We start from the raw sequence: 23,588 nt of genomic DNA, 5'->3' as shown, positions 1-23,588 counted from the left end.
GGGCCCGCGGTTACCGGTGCGCGTGCTCGTGCGCCTGGGTGACCAGGTCCAGGGCGACCTCGAGGACGGCCTTGCGTTTCTTCTCGACGTCGCCCACCAGGTCCTGCATCACGAACATCCCCGCGTGCAGGGTGAACATCGCGCTGAGCGAGCGCACCTGGTCGACCAGTTCGGCGTCCGGGTCCAGGAGTATCTCCCGCAGGCCGTGCATGCGTTCCTTGAAGGTCTCGCCGATGCGCAGCTCCCGCACCGTCGCCTGGTTCTCCTGCATGAACCGGAACAGCGGCTCCGCGTGCGAGAGCGCCTCGCTGTAGCGCCGTACGATCTCCTGCTTCGTCTCCAGGGTGTGCGGCTGGCCGCGGCCCCACTCGATCAGGTCGGTGATCGGCTGCGTCAGGTCCTCGAAGAGGCTGACGATGATCTCTTCCTTGGTCTTGAAGTGGTAGTACAGGGCCGCCTTGGTGACGTCGAGGCGCTCGGCGATCTCGCGCAGCGAGGTCTTCTCGTAGCCCTGCTCGGCGAAGAGTTCGAGCGCGACGTCCTGGATGCGCTGGCGGGTGTTGCCGCGGCGCGGTTGCTTGGTGCCGTCCATGGTGACGCCCATCCTCGTACTCCTCGCACTCCCGCGGAAACCTGCCTGCCGACCTGCTAAGAGTGCCGATCGTCCAGGGGCATCGCCAAACTTACTTGACGACCGGCTAGTAGCCCTCTACCTTGCCCAGTGTAGTCACTAGCCGGTCGGCAAGTAAGTAGCCGCCCGAGGGGGAGTGGGGAAGAGATGGCGGACACGGTGGAAAGCGCCCGGGAGGGCAAGAAACAGCGGAGCGTGCGCGTCGTCCTGCTCGCGCTCATGATCGCGATGATGCTCGCGATGCTGGACAACATGATCGTGGGTACGGCGATGCCCACCATCGTCGGCGAACTGGGCGGCCTGGAGCACCTGTCGTGGGTGGTCACCGGCTACACCCTGGCCACCGCGGCCTCCACCCCGATCTGGGGCAAGCTCGGTGACATGTACGGGCGCAAGAGCGCCTTCCTCAGCTCGATCGTGATCTTCCTGATCGGCTCCGCGCTGAGCGGCATGGCCCAGAACATGGGCGAGCTGATCGGCTTCCGGGCCGTGCAGGGCCTCGGCGCCGGAGGTCTGATGGTCGGCGTCATGGCGATCATCGGTGACCTCGTGCCGCCGCGGGAGCGGGGCAAGTACCAGGGCATGATGGCCGGCGTGATGGCGCTGGCGATGATCGGCGGTCCGCTGGTCGGCGGCACCATCACCGACAACTGGGGCTGGCGCTGGTCCTTCTACATCAACCTGCCGCTCGGCGCGGTCGCGCTGGTGCTGGTCAGCGCGGTGCTGCACCTGCCGAAGAAGCGGGCCAAGGCGGGCATCGACTACCTCGGTGTCGCGCTGCTGACCATCGGCATCACCTCGATCGTGCTCGTCACCACCTGGGGCGGCAGCGAGTACGCCTGGACCTCCGCGCGGATCATGGAACTGATCGCCGTCGGCGTGGTGGCGCTGGTCGGGTTCGTGGCCTGGCAGACGAAGGCCTCCGAGCCGGTGCTGCCGCTGCACATCTTCCGCAGCCGCAACTTCACCCTGATGTCGGTCATCGGCTTCGTCACCGGCTTCGTGATGTTCGGCGCGACGCTGTTCCTGCCGCTGTACCAGCAGGCGGTGCAGGGCGCGTCGGCGACCAACTCCGGTCTGCTGCTGCTGCCGATGCTCGGCGCGATGCTGGTGACGTCGATGGTCGCGGGGCGGGTCACCACCAGCACCGGGCGCTACAAGGTGTTCCCGATCGTCGGCGGCGCGCTGATGGTCACGGGCCTGTACCTGCTGTCGCTGATGGACACCGGCACGAGCCGCTTCACCTCGGGTGTCTACATGGCGGTGCTGGGCCTCGGCATGGGCTGCCTGATGCAGATCACCATGCTGGTGGCGCAGAACAGCGTGGAGATGAGGGACATGGGCGTCGCGTCCTCGTCCACGACGCTGTTCCGTACGCTCGGCTCCTCGTTCGGTGTCGCCATCATGGGCGCGCTGTTCAACAACAAGGTCAAGGACGTCATGTCCGAGCGGGCCGGCACGCTGGGCAAGGGCATCACCGAGAAGTCGGCGCAGCTGGACGCCAAGAGCCTGGCGAAGCTGCCGCCGCTGGCCCGGGAGGCCTACCAGCACGCGGTCTCGGCCGGTACGCACTCCGCGTTCCTGCTGGGCTCCGTGATCGCCGTCCTGGTCCTCCTCGCGGCCTTCTTCGTCAAGGAGGTCCCGCTGAAGGGCGGACCGCAGAAGCCGAAGGCGGAGGAGCCGGTCGCTCCGCTGGTCGAGGCGGTCTGAGGGCGGCCCCGGTCCGACGAAGGCCCCCGGCGGGTGTCCGCCCCGGGGGCCTTCGGCATGTCAGGGGATGTGTGTCAGGGGCCGGGCTCAGCCCGCGCTCCCCGACAGCGGCAGCATCGGATAGCTCCCGGTATTGGTGGGCGCGTGCTCCGGGAGCCACAGCACGGCCACCGCGCCCTCCGCCGGGAGGCCGGCCGGGCGGATGTTGCGGAAGGTGAGGCGGGCGCCGAGGACGCGGGCCTGGCCGGCGGCGATGGTGAGGCCGAGGCCGTGGCCCTGGCCCGAGCGGTCCATGCTGCCGGTGCGGAAGCGGCTCGGTCCCTCCGCGAGGAGTTCCTCGGGGAAGCCGGGGCCATGGTCGCGGATCCGGATCACCCGGCCCTCGACGCTCACCTCGATCGGCGGCCGGCCGTGCCGCGCGGCGTTCGCGAGGAGGTTGAACAGCACCCGCTCCAGGCGGCGCGGGTCCGTCGTCACCTCCGACTCGTGGACGACCCGTACGACGATCTCCGGGTCCTTGGCCGCCACCCGCCGCGCCACGAACTCGCCCAGCATGATGTCCTGGAGCTCGGCCCGCTCCGAGGCGCTGTCCAGGCGGGCCACCTCCAGCACGTCCTCCACCAGCGTGCGCATCGCCTTGGCCCGGTCCAGCACCAGCTCCGTGGGCCGGCCCGGCGGCAGCAGCTCGGCGGCGGTCAGCAGCCCGGTCACCGGGGTGCGCAACTCGTGCGCGATGTCCGCGGTCACCCGCCGCTCGGCCTCAAGGCGTTGCCGCAGCGCGTCCGCCATCGCGTCCACCGCCCGCGCGAGATCGTCGGTCTCGTCCCGTACGACCCCGCCGATCGCCTCCCGCACCCGTACGTCGGTGTCGCCCCCCGCGACCCGGTTCGCCGCGGCCGCGGCCTTGCGCAGCCGCCCGGACAGCTGTCCGCCGATCAGCACCCCGAGCGCGCTGCCGCCGAGGACCACCGCGATGGACCCGATGACCAGGGCCTGGTCCAGGTCCTTCATCACGTCCATGGAACGGTCCGGGAAATGGCTGTGCAGCGACAGCACATGCCCGTCCTTCGCCGGCACCGCCGCCCAGATGTCCGGCGGTCCCGAGCCGCGGTCGGAGACATCGCTCGCCCGGCGCCCGGCCATCACCTTCTCGCGCACCGCCGGGGGCATCGCCGGATCATCGATCTTGATGTTCGGGAAGTTCGTCCGCCCGTACAACTCGTAGTTGCGCTGGGCGAGCTGGACCCGGTCGTTGGCCAGGTCGCGCGCGTTGTCCAGCATCGAGACCCGGGCCGCGTTGTGCACGACCAGGCTCAGCGCGATCGCGACCAGACCGGCGACCAGCGCGATCGCCGCGCTGAGCTTCCACCGGATGCCGGTGTGCAGGCCCGCGCGCTCCATGCGCCGGACCGGGTGCCGCAGAAACCCCCGCATGCCGCTCCGTTCAGGCCTTCAGCTTGTAGCCGAAGCCGCGGACCGTCTCGATCCGGTCCTGGCCGATCTTCTGCCGCAGCCGCTGCACATGGACGTCGACCACCCGGGTGTCCCCGCCCCAGCCGTAGTCCCACACCCGCTCCAGGAGCTTGTCGCGGGAGAGCACGGTCCCGGGCGCCGAGGAGAACTCCAGCAGCAGCCGCATCTCCGTCGGGGTGAGCGCCACCGGCAGGCCGGCCCGGCGCACCTCCATGCCGTCGGTGTCGATCCGCAGATCGCCGAAGGTCAGCGTGCCGCCCTGCACCGCGGACGCGGGCTCCTCCGGGTGCGCGGTGCCGCCGGCGTGCCCGAAGCGGCGCAGCACCGCCCGGATGCGGGCGACCAGCACGGCGCCGTCGAACGGCTTGGTCACGTAGTCGTCCGCGCCCGCCTCCAGGCCGAGGACCACGTCGATGGAGTCGGCGCGCGCCGACAGCATGATCACCGGCACCGTCGACTCGTCCCGGATCCGGCGGCACAGGCTGACCCCGTCGAGGCCCGGCACCATCACGTCGAGCAGGGCGATGTCGGGACGGTTCGCGCGGAACGCCTCAAGGCCCGACAGCCCGTCGGGCATGGCGGTGACCGCGAAGCCGTCCCGCTCCAGGGCGAGCTGTGTGGCCTCGCGGATGACGTCGTCGTCCTCGACGAACAGGACGTGGGTCTGGTCTGCCATCCCGGTGCTTTCCGTCCTCGTGAAGTGCTGCTGTCTCGGTCGCGCGCGGTTCAGCTGTCCGGCACGGGCGTCGGGACCTGCCCGGCCGACTTGCTGTACTCGTTGCGCACGCTCTTGCCGGGCGTGAACCGCCCCGCCTTCCAGCTGTACGGCGTCACGATCTCGCCGGACGGGCTGGAGATGGGATCGCCCTTCTCGTAATACTGCCTGGTCACCGACAGCCGCCCCTGGTCGATCTCGGCGTAGACCGGGGACTCCTCGGTGCGGAAGACGTTCTCGAAGGTGCCGGAGTCGTCCCGGTACACGTACGAGCCGATCCCGACCGCGTCCGCGCAGGTGAGCACGTTGATCACGACGTCGTCCACCGGGGACCCGGTCAGATCGCCGTAGGAGACGTCCACCGGGTACTCGTCACCGCTGCACGGCTTCAGCTCCCGCTTGACGGTGGCGGACACCGCCGGGTCGTGCTTGATCAGCTGTACGGCGTCCACCTTGTGGTACTTGTCCGGGTCGCTCGGCGAGGGCGACGGCGAGGCCACCGCGCGGGCCCCGGCCACCGCCGAGGGATGCGCCGGGCCCTCGTCCCGGGCACCCAGGCCGCCCGTGCCGCACGCCGCGGCGAAAAGGGCGAGGGCGGTGACCGAGGCCACCGCCGCGATCACCGCCAGCCAACTCCCTCGGGCCTGTCTCGGCCCGGGCCCGGTCAGGCCGCGCAACGCTCCCGCTCCTCACGCTCCAACGCCCGTGCGTCCAGGTCGCGGGCCTCCAGCTCCTCGCGGAGCCGGGCGAGCGCCCGGTGCAGCGTGCTCTTGACGGTACCCGCCGACATACCCAGGGCCGCGGCCGTCTCCTCCGTGGACATCTGCTCCCAGTGTCGCAGCACCACGACGCTGCGCTGCTTGGGTGCCAGAACTTTCAGGATGTCCATCAGCAGGGCCCGGTCGGCGTGCTGCTCGGTGGAGTCCTCGACACTGGCGTCCGGCAGCTGCTCGGTGGGGACCTCCTCCAGCTTGCGGGCCCGCCACCACTCGGTCCGGGTGTTGATCATGACCCGGCGCAGATAGGCGTCGGCCAGCCGCTTGTCGGCGATGCCGTCCCAGCGGCCGTACGTCCGCACCAGCGCGGTCTGCAGCAGGTCCTGGGCGTCGACGGGGTCCGGAACCAGCCGACGCGCACTGCGCAGCAGTGCGTCCTGTCGTGTGCGGACGTACTCCTCGAATGCGAGCACCTCGCCCTGCGCCATGTTCAACCGCCTCCGTTCCCCGTGTGCTTCGGCCACGAGCCGAAGTCCCGCTGTCCTGCCGCCCGTGGTCTGCCGGGCACGGAGAAGAAGTTAGGCAGTCGTTGTCACGAGGCTGTGCGGACCAGCCTGCGGCTGGCAATCGGCTATCCGTCGGTTGTGTAACGGCCGTAGGAACGGGGTAAAGAGCGTGATATTTATGTCCAGTTGTGAGGCTTTTGTCGCGTCTGGTGGGGCTCGGAGTCACGTAACAGCGGGAGTGACGCTGAGACCTGGCTGTGCGTCAGGTGAGCGGCAGCCGGTACAGGCCGCCCGGCAGCGGCTCCACCAGGCCGTCGGCGACCAGCCCGTCCAGCGCCCGGGCCCGCTGCACCGGCTCGTGCCACACCCGGTCCAGCAGCGCCTGCGGCACCGGCGTGTGCGCCTCGCGCAGGACGGCGAGGAGTTTGCCGCGCACCTGCCGGTCCGTACCGGCGTACGTCTGTCCGCGCCGCGGGGGCCCCTGGTGCTCCGGCTTGCCCGCCTGCCGCCAGGCGCACTGCGCGGCGATCGGGCAGCGCGCGCACCCCTCGTTCTTCGCCGTGCACACCAGCGCGCCCAGCTCCATGGAGGCGGCGGCCCAGCGCGCGGCCGTCCGGTCGTCCTCGGGCAGCAGCTCGCGCGCGAGGCGCCGCTCGGCGGCCGTCGTCGCGTTCGGCGGGTACTGCACCCCCGTCACCGCCCGCGCCAGCACCCGCCGCACATTCGTGTCCAGCACCGGGTGCCGCTGCCCGTAGGCGAACGAGGCCACCGCGGCGGCCGTGTACTCGCCGATGCCGGGCAGCGCGAGCAGTTGCGCGTGTTCCGTCGGTACGTCGCCGCCGTGCCGTTCCGTTATGGCGACCGCGGCGCCGTGCAGCCGCAGCGCGCGGCGCGGGTAGCCGAGCCGGCCCCAGGCGCGCACGGCCTCGCCGGGAGCCTCCTTCGCCAGGTCGGCGGGGCGCGGCCAGCGGGCGAGCCACTGCTCGTAGACGGGCAGCACCCGGTTCACCGGGGTCTGCTGCAGCATGAACTCGCTGACCATCACGCCCCATGCGCCCGCCTCCGGGCGGCGCCAGGGGAGGTCGCGGGCGTGGGTGTCGAACCAGGCGATCACGGGGGCGTGGAGCTTCTCAGTCATGGCCTTCCGATCCTGCCACGCCGCGTGGGGCGTGGCGGGTGACGGCGCCGTCACCGAGCGTGCCGGTCGCTGAAGAAGCGTGCCTGCGGGGGCAGTTACCGGGATGATGATCCGGAAAAGTTGGTGCGTGCGCGGCGGGTGGGGCAAGGCAGCGCGCCGAACTCTCGTAGAGTTCGGGCGTGGGATCTCTGCGCAATCCGGTCGGGCCGCTTCCCTCCTCCATCTATTGGCGTAGGAGGGTCGTACTGCTGTCGTTGGTCGCCGTCTCGGCGCTGGTGACCGCGTGGATCGTCGTCGCGGGAGGCGGGGGCGGCGGCGGGAAGAAGGGCACCAGCGCGTCCGGCGGCAAGAATCCCGCGAACACCATCACGCCGGGACCGTCGGGATCGGGGCCCGCATACAGCCAACACCCGGGCGGGCGGGACGAGTCGGGGGGATCGGGCTCGGGGTCCGGGTCTTCCGGGTCCGGTTCGGGCTCGGGTGACGGCACATCGGGCTCGGGCGCGGGCTCGGGTGGTTCCGCGGGCACGGGTGGCGGGGCGGTCGTCGCGGGCGACGCGCTGCCCGGCTCCTCCGCGCTGCCCGACTGCACGGCCGGTTCCGTGTCGTTGGGCCTGCGCAGCCTGCACAACTCCTACTCGCCGGACCAGACGCCGGCCTTCGAACTCACCGCGAAGAACACGTCGTCCGCCGACTGCAAGGTCGATCTCGGCCCGAAGAACGCGGTGTTGACCGTCACCCCGGCCGACGGCGACAGCTCCTTCTGGTCCTCCGCCGACTGCCCCCAGGGCCCCGGCGACCTCCTCTTCCGGGTGCCGGCGGGCCAGAGCATCTCGTACACGGCGAAGTGGGACCGGAGGCCGAGCGCGGCGCACTGCGCGACCTCGTCGGGCGGCTCGGCGAAGCCCGGGACGTACCTGCTGGAGGCCAGGACCCCGGGCTACGGGAAGCTTCAGGCGTCGTTCGTGCTGTCGGCGGACTAGCGGGCGCCGAGGGCCGGGGGCCGGGGGCGGGCACTGACCCGGCGTCCCCGGAACCTATACGTACCGCTCCAGGATCGAGGACTCGGCGAGCCGGGACAGCCCCTCCCGGACGCTCCTCGCCCGCGCCTCACCCACACCGTCCACCGTCTGCAGGTCGTCCACACTCGCGGCCAGCAGCTTCTGCAGACCGCCGAAGTGCTCCACGAGCCGGTCGATGATCGCGCCCGGCAGTCGCGGCACCTTGGCCAGCAGCCGGAAGCCCCGCGGGGACACCGCGGAGTCGAGGGTCTCGGGCGAGCCCGTGTACCCCAGCGCCCGCGCGACCGTGCCGACCTCGATCAGCTCCGCCTGGGTGAGCGCGTCCAGCTCGGCCAGGGCCTCCTCGACCGTGCGGGAGCGCTTCGCCGTCGGCTCGGGCACGTAGTCCCGCACCACCAGCTCCCGGTCCGGCTCGACCCCCGCGATCAACTCCTCCAGCTGGAGCGAGAGAAGACGGCCGTCCGTCCCCAGCTCCACCACGTACTCGGCGATCTCGGTGGCGATCCGGCGCACCATCTCAAGACGCTGCGCGACGGCGGACACGTCCCGCACCGTGACCAGGTCCTCGATCTCCAGCGCCGAGAGTGTGCCCGCCACCTCGTCCAGGCGGAGCTTGTACCGCTCCAGGGTGGCCAGCGCCTGGTTCGCGCGGGAGAGGATCGCCGCCGAGTCCTCCAGGACGCGGCGCTGACCGTCGACGTAGAGCGCGATCAGCCGCATCGACTGGGAGACGGATACCACGGGGAAGCCGACCTGCTTGCTCACCCGGTCCGCCGTGCGGTGCCGGGTACCCGTCTCCTCCGTGGGGATCGTCGGGTCCGGGACCAGCTGCACGCCCGCGCGCAGGATCTTCGACAGGTCCGACGAGAGCACGATGCCGCCGTCCAGCTTGCACAGCTCCCGCAGCCGGGTCGCGGTGAACTCCACGTCCAGCACGAACCCGCCGGTGCACATCGCCTCGACGGTCTTGTCGCAGCCGAGCACGATCAGCCCGCCGGTGTTGCCGCGCAGCACGCGCTCCAGCCCGTCGCGCATGGCCGTACCGGGTGCCACGGCGCTCAGCGAGGCGCGCATCAGGCCATCGGAACCGGCACTCCCACCGGACTTTCCGGGAGCTGCTGCCCGGTCGTTGGCTGCCACTGCACTCCTCCGGTCGCAGGTTCTGACGCGCTCCCGTGCCCGCACTCGGTTCGTACGGACGGGCGAGACCTGGGCAAAGTCTACCGGCGCTCCTCCGCCTCCCGTGGGGCCTCTCGGCGACGGGAGCGGGGCAGGACCCGCAGCGCGTCCCCCATGTCGGCGACTTCCAGCACCTTCATCCCCTGCGGGACCTTGCCCGGGTCCCCCGGCACCAGCGCGTGCGTGAAGCCGAGCCGGTGCGCCTCGGCGAGCCTGCGCTGCACACCCGTGACCCGTCTCACCTCGCCCGCGAGGCCCACCTCGCCGATGGCCACCAGGTTCTTCGGCAGCGGGGTGTCGCTCGCGGCGGAGGCCAGCGCGAGCGCGATGGCCAGGTCGGCGGCGGGCTCGGACAGCTTCACGCCGCCGACCGTCGCCGAGTAGATGTCCCGCTTGCCGAGCGCGCTGATCCGGCCGCGCTGTTCGAGCACGGCCAGCATCATCGACACCCGGGAGGTCTCCAGGCCCGACGTCGTACGGCGCGGGGAGGGGATCTGGGAGTCCACGGTCAGCGCCTGCACCTCCGCCACCAGCGGGCGGCGGCCCTCCAGGGTCACGGTCAGACAGGTGCCCGGCACCGGTTCGGCGCGCCGGGTCAGGAAGAGGCCGCTGGGGTCGGCGAGGCCGGTGATGCCCTCGTCGTGCAGCTCGAAGCAGCCGACCTCGTCCGTGGCGCCGTACCGGTTCTTCACGCCGCGCACCAGGCGCAGCCGGGCGTGCCGGTCGCCCTCGAAGTGCAGGACGACGTCCACCAGGTGTTCCAGGAGGCGGGGGCCCGCGATGGCGCCGTCCTTGGTGACATGGCCGACCAGCAGGGTGGACATGCCGCGCTCCTTGGACGCGCGGATCAGCGCCCCGGCGACCTCGCGCACCTGGGCCATGCCGCCGGGCGCGCCCTCGATCTCCGGGGAGGCGACGGTCTGCACCGAGTCGAGGATCAGCAGGGACGGCTTGACCTCGTCCAAGTGTCCGAGGACGGCGGAGAGATCGGTCTCGGCGGTCAGGTACAGCTGGTCGTGCAGCGCGCCGATGCGGTCGGCGCGCAGCCGCACCTGGCTGGCCGACTCCTCGCCGGTGACATAGAGGGTGCGGTGCTCCTCGCTCGCCGCCTTGGCCGCCACGTCCAGCAGCAGGGTGGACTTGCCGACGCCCGGCTCGCCCGCCAGCAGCACCACCGCGCCCGGTACGAGCCCGCCACCGAGCACCCGGTCCAGCTCGGGCACGCCGGTGGAGCGGGCGGTGGCCTGGCGGCCGTCGACCTGGCCGATGGGCAGCGCGGCGTTGGTGACCCGGCCGGCCGCCGTGGTGCGGACCGCGGGCGCGCCGTACTCCTCGACCGTGCCCCAGGCCTGGCACTCGGGGCAGCGGCCGAGCCACTTGGCCGTCTGCCAGCCGCACTCCGTGCAGCGGTAGGACGGGCGGTCCTTGGTGGTCTTGGTACGGGCAGCCATGCGGAAACCGTAGCCCGCGGCACTGACAACGAGATCGGGGGCCGCCAATTGGGTGGACCGGTATCGGCCACCGCCCCGCGGAATCCGGCCGCGGAAGAAAGGGTTCCTGTCCCCTTATGAGGGATCGTTTCACCCGTACGGATTAAAAGAGCTCAAGGCTCCGGAAGGGGCGCTCCACCGACGCCTACGGTCGCACGGGTGATGAGCAGCAGCCCGGAGACCACCACCCGAACCACCGGCGCGCACCGGGCGCACGGCGCGGCGCGCGAAGCACGAGAGGCGCGCGAGGGGCGCGAGCCACGCGAGGGCGCGCGTGTGCCCGGTGTGTTCGAGGCGCACGAGGCGCAGGAAGCGCACGAGTCCGGCGGAGTCCATGAGGCCGGCGCGACACATGAGGCCCGCGAAGGGCGCGAGGGCCGTGAAGGCAGCGACGGGCATGGGGCGCGTGCGGGCCGTGAGGCGCGTGACCGTGCCGCCGCGCGCGCCATCGCCCGGCGGGCGTCGACGCGCTACGAGTCGTACCTGGACGGCCTGTTCACCTACTGCCTGTCCGTGCTGTGCGACCACGAAGCGGCCACCGCCGCGCTCGGGGACGCCCTCGCCCTGGCCGAACGGCGCGCCCACCGCGTCCCCGGGACCGAGGGCGAGCGCAGGGCGTGGCTGTACGCGCTGGCCCGTTGGGCGTGTCTGCGCAAGCTGGCCGAGGCGAAGCAGAAGCGGCAGGCCGCGCACGCGGCGGGCCGCTCGGACGCGGCGAAGGGGGCCGGACCGGAGGCGCCCGGCCCCGCGCTCCCCCCGGAGGTGCAGGAGCGCCGGCGCCGCGAACTCGCCCTGCTCGCCTGGCCGGAGGCGGCCGGCACCACCCCCGAGCAGCGCGAGGCCCTTGAACTCGCGGTCCGTCACCACCTGACCGCCCCCGAGGTCGCCGCCGTCCTCGGCATGGCACCGGCCGCCGCCCGCGATCTGCTCGCCGCGGCCGCCTGCGAGGTGGAGCGCACCCGCGCCGCGCTCGCGGTGGTGGAGACCGGCGGCTGCCCGAGCGTGGCCCACCTCACCGGCGACAGCAGGCTGATCCTCAGCACCGCGCTCCGCCGCGAGCTGGTACGACACGTCGACGACTGCCCGCGCTGCCGCCGTACCGCCGAACGCGCGGCCCCCGGCCGCTGGCCCGGCACCACGGTCACCCCCGCCGAACTCCCCGTCCTGGAAGCCCCCCGCACGGCCCTCGCCCCGCGCTCCCGGGCCAGGGTCACGGCCGCACCCCGCTTCGACCGGCGCGGCTTCCCGATGGACCCGCGGGACCGCGCGGCCCGCCGCGACCGGCTGCGCGCCCGCGCGGTGACGACGACGGTCGTGGCGACGGTGGTGGCGGCGCCCGTACTGGCGCTGTGGGCGGCGTACCGCGGCGCGCCGACCGGCGAGCCGGACGGCCGCCCCGGCACCGCGCGCGAGGCGCACGGCCCGGACGCGGCCGGCGGGGACGGCACGGGCGGGGGGTACGAGAACGCGGGCAGCGCGAGCGTGAAGCCCGGCGTGGGCAAGGACGGCAAGCCGGACGTCTCGGTGGAGGTGACGAGCGTCGCCCCCGGAACCGCGGACACCACGGCCGGCCAGCTGTCCGTGACCGCCGCGAACGACGGCGACACCACGCTGATCACGCTGACCGCCGCCGGCCCCGCCCCGGTCCGCTGGTCCGCCGCCACCGGCTCCTCCTGGCTCTACCTCAGCCAGACCTCCGGCACCCTCGCCCCCGGCGCCTCGGTGACCCTGAGGGCCTACCTCGACCACCTCCACGAACCGAGGGGCCTCTGGCGCGCCCAGGTGTCCGTCGCCCCGGCCGGCGCGGTGGTCACCATCACCGGCTACGGCCCCCCCGCGACCCGCCCGACCCCGCCTCCGGCACCCCCCACGACCAGCGCCCCGACCACCCCGCCCCCCACATCCCCCAGCACTCCACCGGCACCCCCCACCACACCGGCCGCCCCTCCGCCCTCCGCTACCCCCACGCCGACCCCGACCCCGACGGACAGCGGGACACCGAGCCCGTCCGGGAGCTAGCGATGGCCCGTCGTCCGGGAGCGGGCCGGCCGTGGGCCCCGGGCCCGAAGGCCGGCCCCCGGCCCTCGCTCGGCAGGAGAAGAGGCCGGGCCGCGGCCGGCCCGGTTGTCGCGTCCCGGCCGTGGTGAGGGCGGCTCGGGGGACCCGCCGGCCCACCGGGTCGGGTGGGGCGGGGGAGACGGGTCAGGGGGTGGGGTCCGCCGGGTGGGGGGCCACCATCGGGAGCGCGGCGGCGAGGCGCTGCTCGCAGAGTTCGGCCAGGCGGTCGTAGCCCTCCTTGCCCATCAGCTCCGTCAGCTCCGCGCGGTAGGAGACGTACACCGGGTCGCCCGCGCCGTGCGCCGACGTGGCGGACGTGCACCACCAGTGCAGGTCATGGCCGCCGGGGCCCCAGCCCCTGCGGTCGTACTCGCCGATGGAGATCTGCAGGACGCGGGTGTCGTCGGGCCGGTCGATCCACTCGTACGTCCGCCGGACCGGCAGCTGCCAGCACACGTCCGGCTTGGTCTCCAGCGGCTCCCGGCCCTCCTTGAGCGCGAGGATGTGCAGCGAGCACCCCGCGCCGCCCGCGAAACCGGGCCGGTTCTGGAAGACGCAGGACCCCTGGAAGGGCCGCGTCTGCCGGGACCCCTCCTCGTCCTCGGAGATCCAGCCGTTCTTCGTGCCCTCGGCGTGGTGCTGCCAGATCTCCGGCGTGAGCCGCGCCACGTGCTCGGCGACCCGCTTCTCGTCGTCCTCGTCCGAGAAGTGCGCCCCCAGCGTGCAGCACCCGTCGTCCGCGTGCCCCGCCTTGATGCCCTGGCAGCCGCTGCCGAAGACGCAGTTCCAACGCGAGGTCAGCCACGTCAGATCGCAGCGGAAGACCTGCTCGTCGTCCGCCGGGTCCGGAAACTCCACCCACGCGCGCGCGAAGTCGAGCCCCTTCTCGTCGCTCACCTTCGACCCCTTGATGGCTTTCGCCGCCTTGTGAACCTTGTCCGTCTTCTCGGCTTTCGCGGACTTCGCCTTTTTCGTCTTTGGCACGCGTCCAGGGTAAGTGCCCCGTCCCCGGTCCGGGGACCGTGGAGCGGCGTTCTGGCAGTAGCGTTCCGCATATGAGACTCGGTGTCCTGGATGTGGGTTCGAACACGGTGCATCTGCTGGTGGTGGACGCCCACCCCGGCGCGCGCCCGCTGCCCGCGCATTCGCACAAGGCCGACCTTCGGCTCGCCCAACTCCTCGACGACAGCGGTGCCATCGGCGACGAGGGCATCGAGCGGCTCGTCGAGGTCGTACGGGACGCCCTCCAGGCCGCCGAGGACAAGGGCGTCGAGGACCTGCTCCCCTTCGCCACCTCCGCCGTCCGCGAGGCGAGCAACGCCGACGAGGTCCTCGCCCGGGTGGCCGACGAGACCGGCGTACGGCTCCAGGTACTCTCCGGCGCCGAGGAGGCTCGCCTCACCTTCCTCGCCGTACGCCGCTGGTTCGGCTGGTCCGCCGGAAAGCTGCTGGTCCTGGACATCGGCGGCGGGTCCCTGGAGATCGCCTTCGGCATCGACGAGGAACCGGACGCCGCCGCCTCCCTCCCTCTCGGCGCCGGCCGCCTCACCGCCGGCTGGCTCCCCGGCGACCCGCCCGCCCCGGACGACGTACGTGCCCTGCGCCGCCATGTCCGCGCGGAGATCGCCCGCACGGTCGGCGAGTTCGCCCGCTTCGGCGCCCCCGACCACGTCGTCGCCACCTCCAAGACCTTCAAGCAGCTGGCCCGCATCGCCGGCGCCGCCCGCACCGCCGAGGGCCTGTACGTGCAGCGCGAACTCAAACGCGAATCCCTGGAAGCCTGGGTCCCGCGCCTGGCCGGAATGACCACCGACCAGCGCGCCGAACTGCCGGGCGTCTCCGACGGCAGGGCGGGGCAGCTCCTCGCGGGGGCGTTGGTGGCAGAGGGCGCGATGGATCTCTTCGGCGTGGAGAGCCTGGAGATATGTCCATGGGCCCTGAGGGAAGGCGTGATCCTGCGGCGACTCGATCACATGGGGTCCGCCTAGTCACCCGAGGGGCGCGGGGCGTACCGGTACGCCCCTCCGCCGCGTGGGGCGATCGGCCACCCGCGACCCGCACCCGCCCCCATGGCGAACCTCACAACGGCGAACAGGCACCCAGCACCCGGACCTTCCCAAGCCTTAAGGTGACGGACGTGGCTGAACCAAGGGACGTCTCCGTCGCGCTGTCGACAGCCTCCGTCTACCCGGAGTCCACGGCGACGGCCTTCGAGATCGCCGCGCGCCTCGGCTACGACGGCGTCGAGGTCATGGTCTGGACCGACCCCGTCAGCCAGGACATCGAGGCGCTGCGCCGCCTGTCGGACTACCACGGCATCCCGATCCTCGCCGTGCACGCCCCGTGTCTGCTGATCACGCAGCGCGTCTGGTCCACCGACCCGTGGACCAAGCTGCGCCGTGCCCGGGCCGCCGCCGAGAAGCTGGGCGCCTCCACCGTCGTCGTGCACCCGCCGTTCCGCTGGCAGCGGCAGTACGCGCGGGACTTCGTCGCGGGGGTGTGGCGCATGGCGGACGAGACGGACGTGCGGTTCGCGGTCGAGAACATGTACCCCTGGCGCTACCGCGACCGCGAGATGCTCGCCTACGCCCCCGCCTGGGACGTCACCCAGGACGACTACCGGCACTTCACGATCGACCTCAGCCACACGTCGACGGCCCGTACCGACGCCCTGGCGATGCTCGGGCGCATGGGCGACCGGCTCGGCCATGTCCACCTCGCGGACGGGCGCGGCTCGGCCAAGGACGAGCACCTGGTGCCGGGGCGCGGCGACCAGCCCTGCGCCGAGCTGCTGGAGCACCTGGCCGTCTCCGGCTTCGACGGCCATGTCGTCATCGAGGTCAACACCCGGCGGGCGATGTCCGGCGCCGAGCGCGAGGCCGATCTCGCCGAGGCCCTGGCCTACACCCGCAAACACCTGGCCGCCGCCGCCCGGCTCCCCCGCCGATGAACGAACCCGTGGAACCCGCCGGTCCCGTGGAACCCGCCGGTCCCGTGGAACCCGCCGGTCCCGTGGAACCCGTCGGTCCCGCCGGTCCTGTGGACCACAGTGAGCCCACCAGCCACGTGGAGCCCAGCCACACGGAGCCCACCAGCCACACGGGGCCCACAGAGCCCCCGCCGACCGCAGATCGCCAAGGCCGCCGGTGTGGGCTTCCGCTTCGTGTTCGGCGTCCGGGAGAACCCCACGACCCGGGCGCCGCTGCTCGCGATCCTGCGCTCGGCCGTCACCGACGACACCGCCGCCGTCTTCCGCAGGAGATCATCGCGCGGGTGGCGCCCGTCGTACAGGGACACCTCAGCGGCCCTGAACCGCGGCCGGGGCCCCGAAACCGGCCGCACGCACCCGGGCAGGACCCGCACCGCGGCCCGCCGGTGAAATGACCGTCCCGCATTCCGGACAACAGCGTCCATTCCTTGGAGCCCCGGCGTACGCTCGGAGAAAGCCAGAACTGTCCATCGAGGAGCGAGCGACGATGCCCGAGCTGAGGTCCCGCACAGTCACCCACGGCCGCAACATGGCGGGCGCCCGCGCCCTTATGCGTGCCTCCGGTGTACCCGGTGCGGACATCGGCCGTAAGCCGATCATCGCCGTCGCGAACTCCTTCACCGAGTTCGTGCCGGGCCACACCCACCTCCAGCCGGTCGGCCGGATCGTCAGCGAGGCGATCACCGAGGCCGGCGGCATCCCGCGCGAGTTCAACACCATCGCCGTGGACGACGGCATCGCCATGGGACACGGCGGCATGCTCTACTCGCTGCCCTCCCGCGACCTGATCGCGGACTCCGTGGAGTACATGGTCGAGGCCCACCGCGCCGACGCCCTGGTCTGCATCTCCAACTGCGACAAGATCACCCCGGGCATGCTGATGGCCGCCCTGCGCCTGAACATCCCGACGGTCTTCGTCTCCGGCGGCCCCATGGAGGCCGGCCGCGCCACCCTGGTCGACGGCACCGTGCGCTCCCTCGACCTGATCGACGCCATCTCCGAGGCCGCCAACGACAAGGTCTCCGACGCCGACATCCTGCGCATCGAGGAGAACGCCTGCCCGACCTGCGGCAGCTGCTCCGGCATGTTCACCGCCAACTCGATGAACTGCCTGACCGAGGCCATCGGCCTCTCCCTGCCCGGCAACGGCTCGGTCCTCGCCACCCACACCGCGCGCAGGCGGCTCTACGTCGACGCCGCCCGCACCGTCATGGACCTGACCCGGCGTTACTACGAGCAGGACGACGAGACCGTCCTGCCCCGCTCCGTCGCCACCTTCCAGGCCTTCGAGAACGCCATGGCCCTGGACATCGCGATGGGCGGCTCCACCAACACGATCCTGCACCTGCTGGCCGCCGCCCAGGAGGCGGGGGTCCCCTTCGGCCTGGAGCAGATCGACGCCGTCTCCCGCCGCGTCCCCTGCCTCGCCAAGGTCGCGCCGAACGTCGGCAAGAACCGCACGTACTACATGGAGGACGTGCACCGCGCCGGCGGCATCCCCGCCCTCCTCGGTGAACTGCACCGCGCCGGCCTGCTGAACGAGGACGTGCACGCCGTGCACAGCCCCTCCCTCGCCGACTGGCTCAAGACCTGGGACGTCCGCGGCGGCTCCCCGTCCCCCGAGGCGGTCGAGCTGTGGCACGCGGCCCCCGGCTGCGTCCGCTCCGCCGAGGCATTCTCCCAGTCCGAGCGCTGGGAGTCCCTGGACGACGACGCCGAGGGCGGCTGCATCCGCTCCGCCGAGCACGCCTACTCCAAGGACGGCGGCCTCGCGGTCCTGCGGGGCAACCTGGCGGTCGACGGCTGCGTGGTCAAGACGGCCGGCGTGGACGAGTCGATCTGGACCTTCGAGGGCCCGGCCGTGGTCTGCGAGTCCCAGGAGGAGGCCGTCCAGCGGATCCTCACCCAGGAGGTCAAGGAGGGCGACGTCGTCGTCATCCGCTACGAGGGCCCCAAGGGCGGTCCCGGCATGCAGGAGATGCTCTACCCGACCTCGTACCTGAAGGGCCGCGGCCTCGGCAAGAGCTGCGCGCTGATCACCGACGGCCGCTTCTCCGGCGGCACCTCGGGCCTCTCCATCGGCCACGCCTCCCCGGAGGCGGCCTCCGGCGGCACCATCGCCCTGGTCGAGGACGGCGACCGCATCCGCATCGACATCCCGAACCGCACCATCGAGCTGCTGGTGGACGAGGCCGAACTGGCCCGCCGCGAGCAGGCCCTGAACGGCACGTACGCCCCCAGGAACCGCGACCGCAAGGTCACCGCCGCGCTGCGCGCCTACGCGGCGATGGCGACCAGCGCGGACAAGGGCGCGGTGCGGGACGTGAGCAAGCTGGGCTGACGCTCTTCCACGAGCCTCTTGTGGCAGCAGGGGCCGCCTCCGCCCGGGGGCGGCCCCTGCTGCTTCACCAGGCCGACGGATCGCGCCCGTCGAGCGCGAACACCGAACCGTCGGGCGCGGTCGCGAACACCTGCGGGTCGACGAGCACCGGCGCCGCCCGCAGCGCGGCGATCCGCTCCGCCCCGGCCCCCGGCCGCGCCGGCGTCTGCCCCGCGAGCCGTCCGCCCCGCGCGTCCACGGCGAGCAGCCGCCCGTCGCCCGCCGAGAAGTACAGGTACCGGTCCCCGGCGATCAGCGCCGAGCCCCGGCTCACCGACGTCTCCAGGTGCCACAGCCGCTTGCCGGCCGCGGCGTCCACGGCGTCCAGGCCGCCGTTCACGTCCAGGAGGTAGACCACGCCCTGGTGCACGGCGGTGTGGACGTCCGGCCGGGGCGCGGGCAGCGGCACCCGTCGCAGGGCCCGGGACGAGGCGTCGTAACGGACCACCGCGTCGGTGTCGCCGTAGACCGGATCGGCGGACACGAAGAACACGGTGCCGCCCTGCGCGCCGACCGGTCGCAGCAGCCCGGTCAGCAGGGTGTCCCACCGGACCTCCCCGGTCTCCGGGTCGAGCGCGACGACGCGCGTGCTCCCGCCGTCCGCGGAGGAGGTCGTCGCGTAGGCGGAGTCGGCGCCCGGGAAGGCATCGACGCGGGGCCTGCCGGCCCCCGGCAGCCGCCGGCTCCAGCTCGTGCGCCCCGACGCGCTGTCCACGCCCGTGACGGTGCCGTCCGCGGCGGTGATCAGCAGCGTCCCGTCGGTGTACTGCGCCCCGGCGCCCGTGGGCAGCGCGCGCCGCCAGTGGGTACGGCCCGTGTCCGGGTCGAGCGCCACCACGTCCCCGGCCTCGTCGCGCACCTGCACCAGCCCGCCCGACACCACCGGCGCCGCGCTCCAGCGCGCCCCCGTGAAGGGATGCCGCCACAGCACCCGGCCGCCGCGCGGATCGAGCGCGTACGCCTGCTCCGCGCCGGTGCACAGCAGCAGTCCCGCGCCGAAGGCACACCGGGGCGCCTCCGTCCGCCCGGCGACCGGTTTCGTGCGCCACCCCGCGAACCCCACGGCCGCCGTCCGCGGATTCCCCGCGGGGCCGTCGTCGCCGAGCAGGTGCACGGAGGCGAGGACCCCGCCGGCGACCAGCGCGAGCACCCCGGCCGCGACGGCGGCGATCCGGCCGGGCCGCAGGGCGCGCTTCTCCGTCCCCGGCGCGTCGGGCGTGCCCGCCGGGGACGGCCGCCGCTCGGCCTTGCCGGCCTCGCCGGACGTGTCGGTCTCGCCGGCCGAACCCGCCGCCCGCTGCGCCGGTATGAACGCCTGTGTGTCGTACGACGCCGCCACCGACCGCAGTTGACGCATCAGCTCGTCCGGCGTCGGCCGTGCGTCCGGGTCCTTGGCGAGACAGCGCTCGATGAGCGGCGCGAGGCTCGCCGGCACCCCCGACAGATCGGGCTCGTCGTGTACGACCTGATAGGCGACGACGTACGGGCTGTCGGAGTCGAACGGCCCCCGTCCGGTCGCCGCGTGCACCAGCACCGAGCCCAGCGCGAAGATGTCCGCGGCGGGCCCCACCTCCCGCGGCCGCCGGAACTGCTCGGGCGCCATGAACGGCGGCGTGCCGATCAACTTGCCGGTCTCCGTGCGCAGTTCGCTGTCCTTGGGCCGGGAGATGCCGAAGTCGATGACCTTCGGACCGTCCTCGGCGAGCAGCACATTGCTCGGTTTGAGATCCCGGTGCACCACACCCACGCGGTGGATGTCGCGCAACGCCTCCGCGAGCCCCGCCATCAGCCGCCGCAACTGCCCCGCGTCCAGCGGCCCGTGCTCCTTCACCTGCTCGGAGAGGGTCGGACCGGGGATGAACAGCGTGGCCATCCAGGGCCGTTCGGCCTCCGGGTCGGCGTCCACCACGGGCGCGGTGAACGCACCGCTGACCCGGCGCGCCGCGGCCACCTCCTGCCGGAACCGCCCCCGGAACTCGCGGTCCCGGGCGAACTCCGCGTGGACGACCTTCACCGCGAGCCGCAGCCCCGAGGTGCTGCGGGCGAGGTGGACCACGCCCATGCCGCCGGAACCCAGCCGCGACTCCAGGTGGTAATGCCCGGCGTATTCGGGCATATCGGCCTCCGTGCCCGCTCCGGTGCTGCGCTGTGTCGTCATCGACTGGACCGCCCCCCGTGCTCCTCGTCCGCGCGCGACGCACGGAGCCTAGTCGATGGCTCGTACGAGACCGAGGCGGCTTGCTAACCTCCGTTCGCAATCGACAGTCCCCGTCTCCTGACGGGGTATCACGGGGGAGATTCCGCATGTCCGTCCGCTACTACTCCGTCGCCCCGGGTGTCCGCGTCAACGTCCGCAGCGGCCCCGGCACCAGCTACGGCGTCATCCGCGTCCTCCCCGAGGGCGCCAAGGTCCCCATCTACTGCCAGACCCCGGGCACCACGGTCACCGGCACGTACGGCACCTCGAACATCTGGGACAACATCAGCGACGGCGAGTTCGTGGCGGACGCGTACGTCCTCACGGGCAGCGACGGCTATGTGGCCGACCGCTGCGGATGAGTCCCGCGCCGGGGGCCGGGGGCGGCGCCGCCCCCGCCCTCCCCGGCTCCTCGGCCAGACCCTCGCGCCGTGACCGCTCCTCTCCGGGGCGGCGGCCGGGCGTCTTCCAAGGGGGGCGCCGCCGCGCCGGCGCCGGGCCATCGGACCTGCCGGACCGGACCCGTCGGACCCCTCTGACCCGCCCGCGCCCTGGTGCCGTCCTGCCCGTGTCCGGCGTCGCCCCGCCCGTGGGCCCGTCCCCGACCGGCGCCATAATCGTCCCGTGAGCGACGAAACCGGCGCCCCGGGCGCCCCGGAGGGGTCCGCGAGCGGACCCCGGCCCGAGTCCCTGCGTTTTTTCGGCACGTCCTGGGTGCACCACGACGACGGCTACGCGGCCCGCCGGGCCGGTGTCGCCGTCGGCTCCCTCGTCGCCGCGGTCGTCTCCTGCCTGGTGCTGCGCTTCGCCTACCAGGGTCTCCAGATCGCCGACAGCGGCACCTTCGTGACCGTCCTGGTCGTCGCCATGTTCGCGATCTGCACCGCGCTCGCCTTCGGCAACACCTGGGCCGGGTTCGGCAAGCGCCACGACCCCCAGCGCCAGGCCTCCCTGCGCGGCCTGCTCGCCATCGGGTTCGTCGGCACCCTCCTCGCCTACTTCTTCCGCTCCCTCACCGAGGCCCCGGGCGAGAAACTCCACCGCGAGGAGTACGAGAAGGCCCGCGCCGAACACGCCCTGCGCACCACCCGCCGCTCGGGCAACCCCTCGAAGAAGAAGCGCCGCCGCTAGAACTCCTGGCAAAGCCGCCGCCGTACGCGGTGCCGGGCGACGACCATGGCCGTATGACGACCACGGACCCCGCCGACCCCGCCCACACCGCCCGTGCTCACTCCTTCAACGCGGCCGCCGCCCAGTACGCGGCCAACCGCCCCTCCTACCCGCCCGCCCTCCTCGACGCCGTCGAGGACATCGCCGGCCGGGCCCTGACCGGCGCGCGGGTCGTGGACGTCGGCGCCGGGACCGGCATCTCCACGAGCCTGCTGCACGCCCGCGGCGCGGACGTCCTCGCGGTCGAGCCCGGCGAGGGCATGGCCGCCGAGTTCCGCCGCGGCAACCCGGAGATCCCCCTGGTCCGGGGCAGCGGCAACGCCCTCCCGCTCGCCGACGCCACGGCCGACTTCCTCACCTACGCCCAGTCCTGGCACTGGACCGAGCCCGCCCACTCGGTGCCGGAGGCGCTGCGCGTGCTGCGGCCGGCCGGGACGCTGGCCCTGTGGTGGAACACCCACGCCCTCGACATCGAGTGGATCGCGGAGGCATCCGCCCGCGTCAGCCGCCGCTTCGGCCTCGACGCGGCCGAACAGGGCAAGGCAGGCGACCGCGTACACCTCGCCGACCCCAGCGGCCGCCTCGACTTCACCCACCGCGAGATCCGCTGGAGCCGCCAGGTCCCCCTGGACACCCACCTCGCCAACCTCGCCAGCCACTCCTTCTTCCTCGTCATGGACGAGGCCCGCCGCGCCGCGTTCCTCGCCGACGAACGCACCCACCTCCTGAAGGTCTTCCCCGACGGCAGGGTCGAGGAGACGTACGACGTGCTCCTCCTGGTGGCCGGAAAGCAGTGACCGGGACGGCGGACGGGGCCACGCGCCCAAGACGGTGGCGGCGCCGGTGAGCGTCCCCACCCCGGCCGGTGACGGCACAGCGCACCTGTTCCGCCCACCGGACAAGCCCCCGCCAAGAAACCCCCGGTGCCAGACTGAACCGCATGAGCCAGAAAGTCGCAGTACTCGGCACCGGCAAGATCGGCGAAGCCCTGCTCAGCGGAATGATCCGAGCCGGCTGGGCCCCCGCCGACCTCCTCGTCACCGCCCGCCGCCCCGAACGCGCCGAGGAACTCCGCGCCCGCCACGGAGTCACCCCGGTCACCAACACCGAGGCCGCCAAGACCGCCGACACCCTGATCCTCACGGTCAAGCCGCAGGACATGGGCACCCTGCTGGACGAACTGGCCCCGCACATCCCCGCCGACCGCCTGGTCATCAGCGGCGCCGCCGGCATCCCGACCGCCTTCTTCGAGGAACGCCTCGCCGCGGGCACCCCCGTCGTCCGTGTCATGACGAACACCCCCGCCCTCGTCGACGAGGCCATGTCCGTCATCTCCGCGGGCACCCATGCCACCCCGGACCACCTGGCCACCGCCGAGAACATCTTCGGCGCCGTCGGCAAGACGCTCCGCGTCCCCGAAAGCCAGCAGGACGCCTGCACCGCCCTGTCCGGCTCGGGACCGGCGTACTTCTTCTATCTGGTCGAGGCCATGACCGACGCCGGCATCCTGCTCGGCCTGCCCCGCGACAAGGCCCACGACCTCATCGTCCAGTCCGCCATCGGCGCCGCCGTGATGCTCCGCGACAGCGGCGAGCACCCGGTGAAGCTCCGGGAGAACGTCACCTCCCCGGCCGGTACGACGATCAACGCCATCCGCGAGCTGGAGAACCACGGCGTCCGCGCCGCCCTCATCGCCGCGCTGGAAGCCGCCCGGGACCGCAGCCGCGAGCTGGCCTCCGGCAAGAAGGACTGACCCCGGCCGGACGGGACCGACCGTCAGTTGACACACCTCGGAGCGATCCGTAAGGTACTCCGAGTTGTCCGACGTGAGCGCCGACTCCGGTCGGTCCCCGGGCAGCCATTCCGTGAGTGCCACCCGTTCTCGACGCTTCGGCGTCGAACACTTTGGCGTGCGTATTTGCGAAATGAGGAATCCGCGTTCGAAAGGACGCAGGCCCCCGATTAGCTCGGGAGCCGGGAATCCGCTAAAGTCTCACTCGTCGGAACGGCCCAACGGCCGGGAAGACAAGCCCCGCTGACCGGGGATCAGACGCCGAAAGGGTCTGATAGAGTCGGAACCGCCGGAAAGGGAAACGCGAAAGCGGAAACCTGGAAAGCGCCGAGGAAATCGGATCGAGAGAAGATCTGATAGAGTCGGAAACACCGAAGGGAAGCCCGGAGGAAAGCCCGAGAGGGTGAGTACAAAGGAAGCGA

The 23,588-nt window shown here is 72.6% G+C and carries 20 protein-coding genes and 1 pseudogene; 11 read left to right on the top strand and 10 right to left on the bottom strand.

Going from position 1 to position 23,588, the window contains the following annotated elements:
• Window positions 1–10: 10 nt before the first annotated feature.
• Window positions 11–604 (bottom strand): TetR/AcrR family transcriptional regulator, encoded by a 594-nt coding sequence (locus tag ACWDD7_RS28005; RefSeq protein ID WP_392213726.1) that lies wholly within the window; start codon window positions 602–604, stop codon window positions 11–13.
• 174 nt (window positions 605–778) lie between these two features.
• On the opposite strand from ACWDD7_RS28005, the gene ACWDD7_RS28000 reads away from it, so the two are divergent.
• A complete protein-coding gene (locus ACWDD7_RS28000; RefSeq protein WP_450459461.1) occupies window positions 779–2,341 on the top strand; it encodes an MDR family MFS transporter in 1,563 nt (520 codons plus the stop codon).
• Window positions 2,342–2,428: 87 nt separating this feature from the next.
• Here the strand turns inward: ACWDD7_RS28000 and cseC are convergent, their stop codons facing one another.
• The 5 genes from cseC to ACWDD7_RS27975 all read right to left on the bottom strand — a co-directional run bounded on the left by cseC (window position 2,429) and on the right by ACWDD7_RS27975 (window position 6,889).
• Entirely contained in the window at window positions 2,429–3,775 is a 1,347-nt protein-coding gene (gene cseC / locus ACWDD7_RS27995; protein WP_351874094.1) for a two-component system sensor histidine kinase CseC, read from the bottom strand.
• A 10-nt stretch (window positions 3,776–3,785) separates the two neighbouring features.
• The gene (cseB, locus tag ACWDD7_RS27990) at window positions 3,786–4,490 is read right to left on the bottom strand and encodes a two-component system response regulator CseB (RefSeq protein WP_351874097.1); all 705 of its coding nucleotides are present in this window, start codon (window positions 4,488–4,490) and stop codon (window positions 3,786–3,788) included.
• A gap of 50 nt (window positions 4,491–4,540) precedes the next feature.
• Entirely contained in the window at window positions 4,541–5,152 is a 612-nt protein-coding gene (locus tag ACWDD7_RS27985) for a hypothetical protein (RefSeq protein WP_351874100.1), read from the bottom strand.
• A 41-nt stretch (window positions 5,153–5,193) separates the two neighbouring features.
• A complete protein-coding gene (locus ACWDD7_RS27980; protein WP_086809325.1) occupies window positions 5,194–5,733 on the bottom strand; it encodes a SigE family RNA polymerase sigma factor in 540 nt (179 codons plus the stop codon).
• Between the two features lie 280 nt (window positions 5,734–6,013).
• Window positions 6,014–6,889: an HhH-GPD family protein gene (locus ACWDD7_RS27975; protein WP_351874104.1), complete on the bottom strand. Its 876-nt coding sequence runs from the start codon at window positions 6,887–6,889 to the stop codon at window positions 6,014–6,016.
• Window positions 6,890–7,068: 179 nt separating this feature from the next.
• On the opposite strand from ACWDD7_RS27975, the gene ACWDD7_RS27970 reads away from it, so the two are divergent.
• Window positions 7,069–7,872 carry a hypothetical protein gene (locus ACWDD7_RS27970; protein ID WP_450459460.1) on the top strand — a complete coding sequence of 268 codons (804 nt, stop codon included), beginning with the start codon at window positions 7,069–7,071 and terminating at the stop codon, window positions 7,870–7,872.
• Window positions 7,873–7,926: 54 nt separating this feature from the next.
• On the opposite strand, the gene disA is transcribed toward ACWDD7_RS27970, so the two are convergent.
• Entirely contained in the window at window positions 7,927–9,051 is a 1,125-nt protein-coding gene (gene disA / locus ACWDD7_RS27965; RefSeq protein WP_351874110.1) for a DNA integrity scanning diadenylate cyclase DisA, read from the bottom strand.
• 80 nt (window positions 9,052–9,131) lie between these two features.
• Complete coding sequence (radA, locus tag ACWDD7_RS27960; protein WP_351874113.1) at window positions 9,132–10,541, bottom strand: DNA repair protein RadA; 1,410 nt, start codon at window positions 10,539–10,541, stop codon at window positions 9,132–9,134.
• Window positions 10,542–10,742: 201 nt separating this feature from the next.
• Here radA and ACWDD7_RS27955 point away from each other — a divergent pair, with 201 nt between their 5' ends.
• Window positions 10,743–12,599 carry a BACON domain-containing protein gene (locus tag ACWDD7_RS27955; protein WP_450459459.1) on the top strand — a complete coding sequence of 619 codons (1,857 nt, stop codon included), beginning with the start codon at window positions 10,743–10,745 and terminating at the stop codon, window positions 12,597–12,599.
• A gap of 183 nt (window positions 12,600–12,782) precedes the next feature.
• Here ACWDD7_RS27955 and ACWDD7_RS27950 read toward each other — a convergent pair whose 3' ends face one another.
• On the bottom strand, window positions 12,783–13,622 hold the full coding sequence (locus ACWDD7_RS27950) for a hypothetical protein (protein WP_450459458.1): 840 nt from the start codon (window positions 13,620–13,622) through the stop codon (window positions 12,783–12,785).
• Window positions 13,623–13,693: 71 nt separating this feature from the next.
• Between ACWDD7_RS27950 and ACWDD7_RS27945 the strand changes: the two genes are divergently transcribed.
• From ACWDD7_RS27945 to ilvD, 4 genes and pseudogenes are all read left to right on the top strand, one after another.
• The gene (locus tag ACWDD7_RS27945) at window positions 13,694–14,626 is read left to right on the top strand and encodes a Ppx/GppA phosphatase family protein (RefSeq protein WP_351880765.1); all 933 of its coding nucleotides are present in this window, start codon (window positions 13,694–13,696) and stop codon (window positions 14,624–14,626) included.
• A gap of 149 nt (window positions 14,627–14,775) precedes the next feature.
• Window positions 14,776–15,588, top strand: coding sequence for a sugar phosphate isomerase/epimerase family protein (locus ACWDD7_RS27940; RefSeq protein ID WP_351880767.1), 813 nt, complete (start codon window positions 14,776–14,778; stop codon window positions 15,586–15,588).
• Between the two features lie 207 nt (window positions 15,589–15,795).
• Window positions 15,796–15,897: pseudogene (locus tag ACWDD7_RS27935) on the top strand (TetR family transcriptional regulator); the annotation flags it as partial.
• A 217-nt stretch (window positions 15,898–16,114) separates the two neighbouring features.
• Window positions 16,115–17,968 carry a dihydroxy-acid dehydratase gene (ilvD, locus tag ACWDD7_RS27930; RefSeq protein ID WP_392213736.1) on the top strand — a complete coding sequence of 618 codons (1,854 nt, stop codon included), beginning with the start codon at window positions 16,115–16,117 and terminating at the stop codon, window positions 17,966–17,968.
• Between the two features lie 64 nt (window positions 17,969–18,032).
• On the opposite strand, the gene ACWDD7_RS27925 is transcribed toward ilvD, so the two are convergent.
• On the bottom strand, window positions 18,033–20,165 hold the full coding sequence (locus ACWDD7_RS27925) for a serine/threonine-protein kinase (protein WP_450459457.1): 2,133 nt from the start codon (window positions 20,163–20,165) through the stop codon (window positions 18,033–18,035).
• Window positions 20,166–20,311: 146 nt separating this feature from the next.
• Between ACWDD7_RS27925 and ACWDD7_RS27920 the strand changes: the two genes are divergently transcribed.
• From ACWDD7_RS27920 to proC, 4 genes are all read left to right on the top strand, one after another.
• Window positions 20,312–20,566 carry an SH3 domain-containing protein gene (locus tag ACWDD7_RS27920; protein WP_351881078.1) on the top strand — a complete coding sequence of 85 codons (255 nt, stop codon included), beginning with the start codon at window positions 20,312–20,314 and terminating at the stop codon, window positions 20,564–20,566.
• Window positions 20,567–20,828: 262 nt separating this feature from the next.
• Window positions 20,829–21,335, top strand: coding sequence for an EamA/RhaT family transporter (locus ACWDD7_RS27915; RefSeq protein ID WP_392213738.1), 507 nt, complete (start codon window positions 20,829–20,831; stop codon window positions 21,333–21,335).
• Window positions 21,336–21,388: 53 nt separating this feature from the next.
• Window positions 21,389–22,171, top strand: a complete 783-nt coding sequence (locus tag ACWDD7_RS27910; protein ID WP_450459456.1) for a class I SAM-dependent methyltransferase — start codon at window positions 21,389–21,391, stop codon at window positions 22,169–22,171.
• Window positions 22,172–22,314: 143 nt separating this feature from the next.
• Window positions 22,315–23,127 (top strand): pyrroline-5-carboxylate reductase, encoded by an 813-nt coding sequence (gene proC, locus ACWDD7_RS27905; protein WP_351881087.1) that lies wholly within the window; start codon window positions 22,315–22,317, stop codon window positions 23,125–23,127.
• Window positions 23,128–23,588: the final 461 nt, after the last annotated feature.

The organism is Streptomyces sp. NPDC001056, from assembly GCF_053598955.1.
The sequence above is the reverse complement of the archived record's forward strand: the minus strand, read 5'-3'. Positions and strand labels throughout refer to the sequence as shown.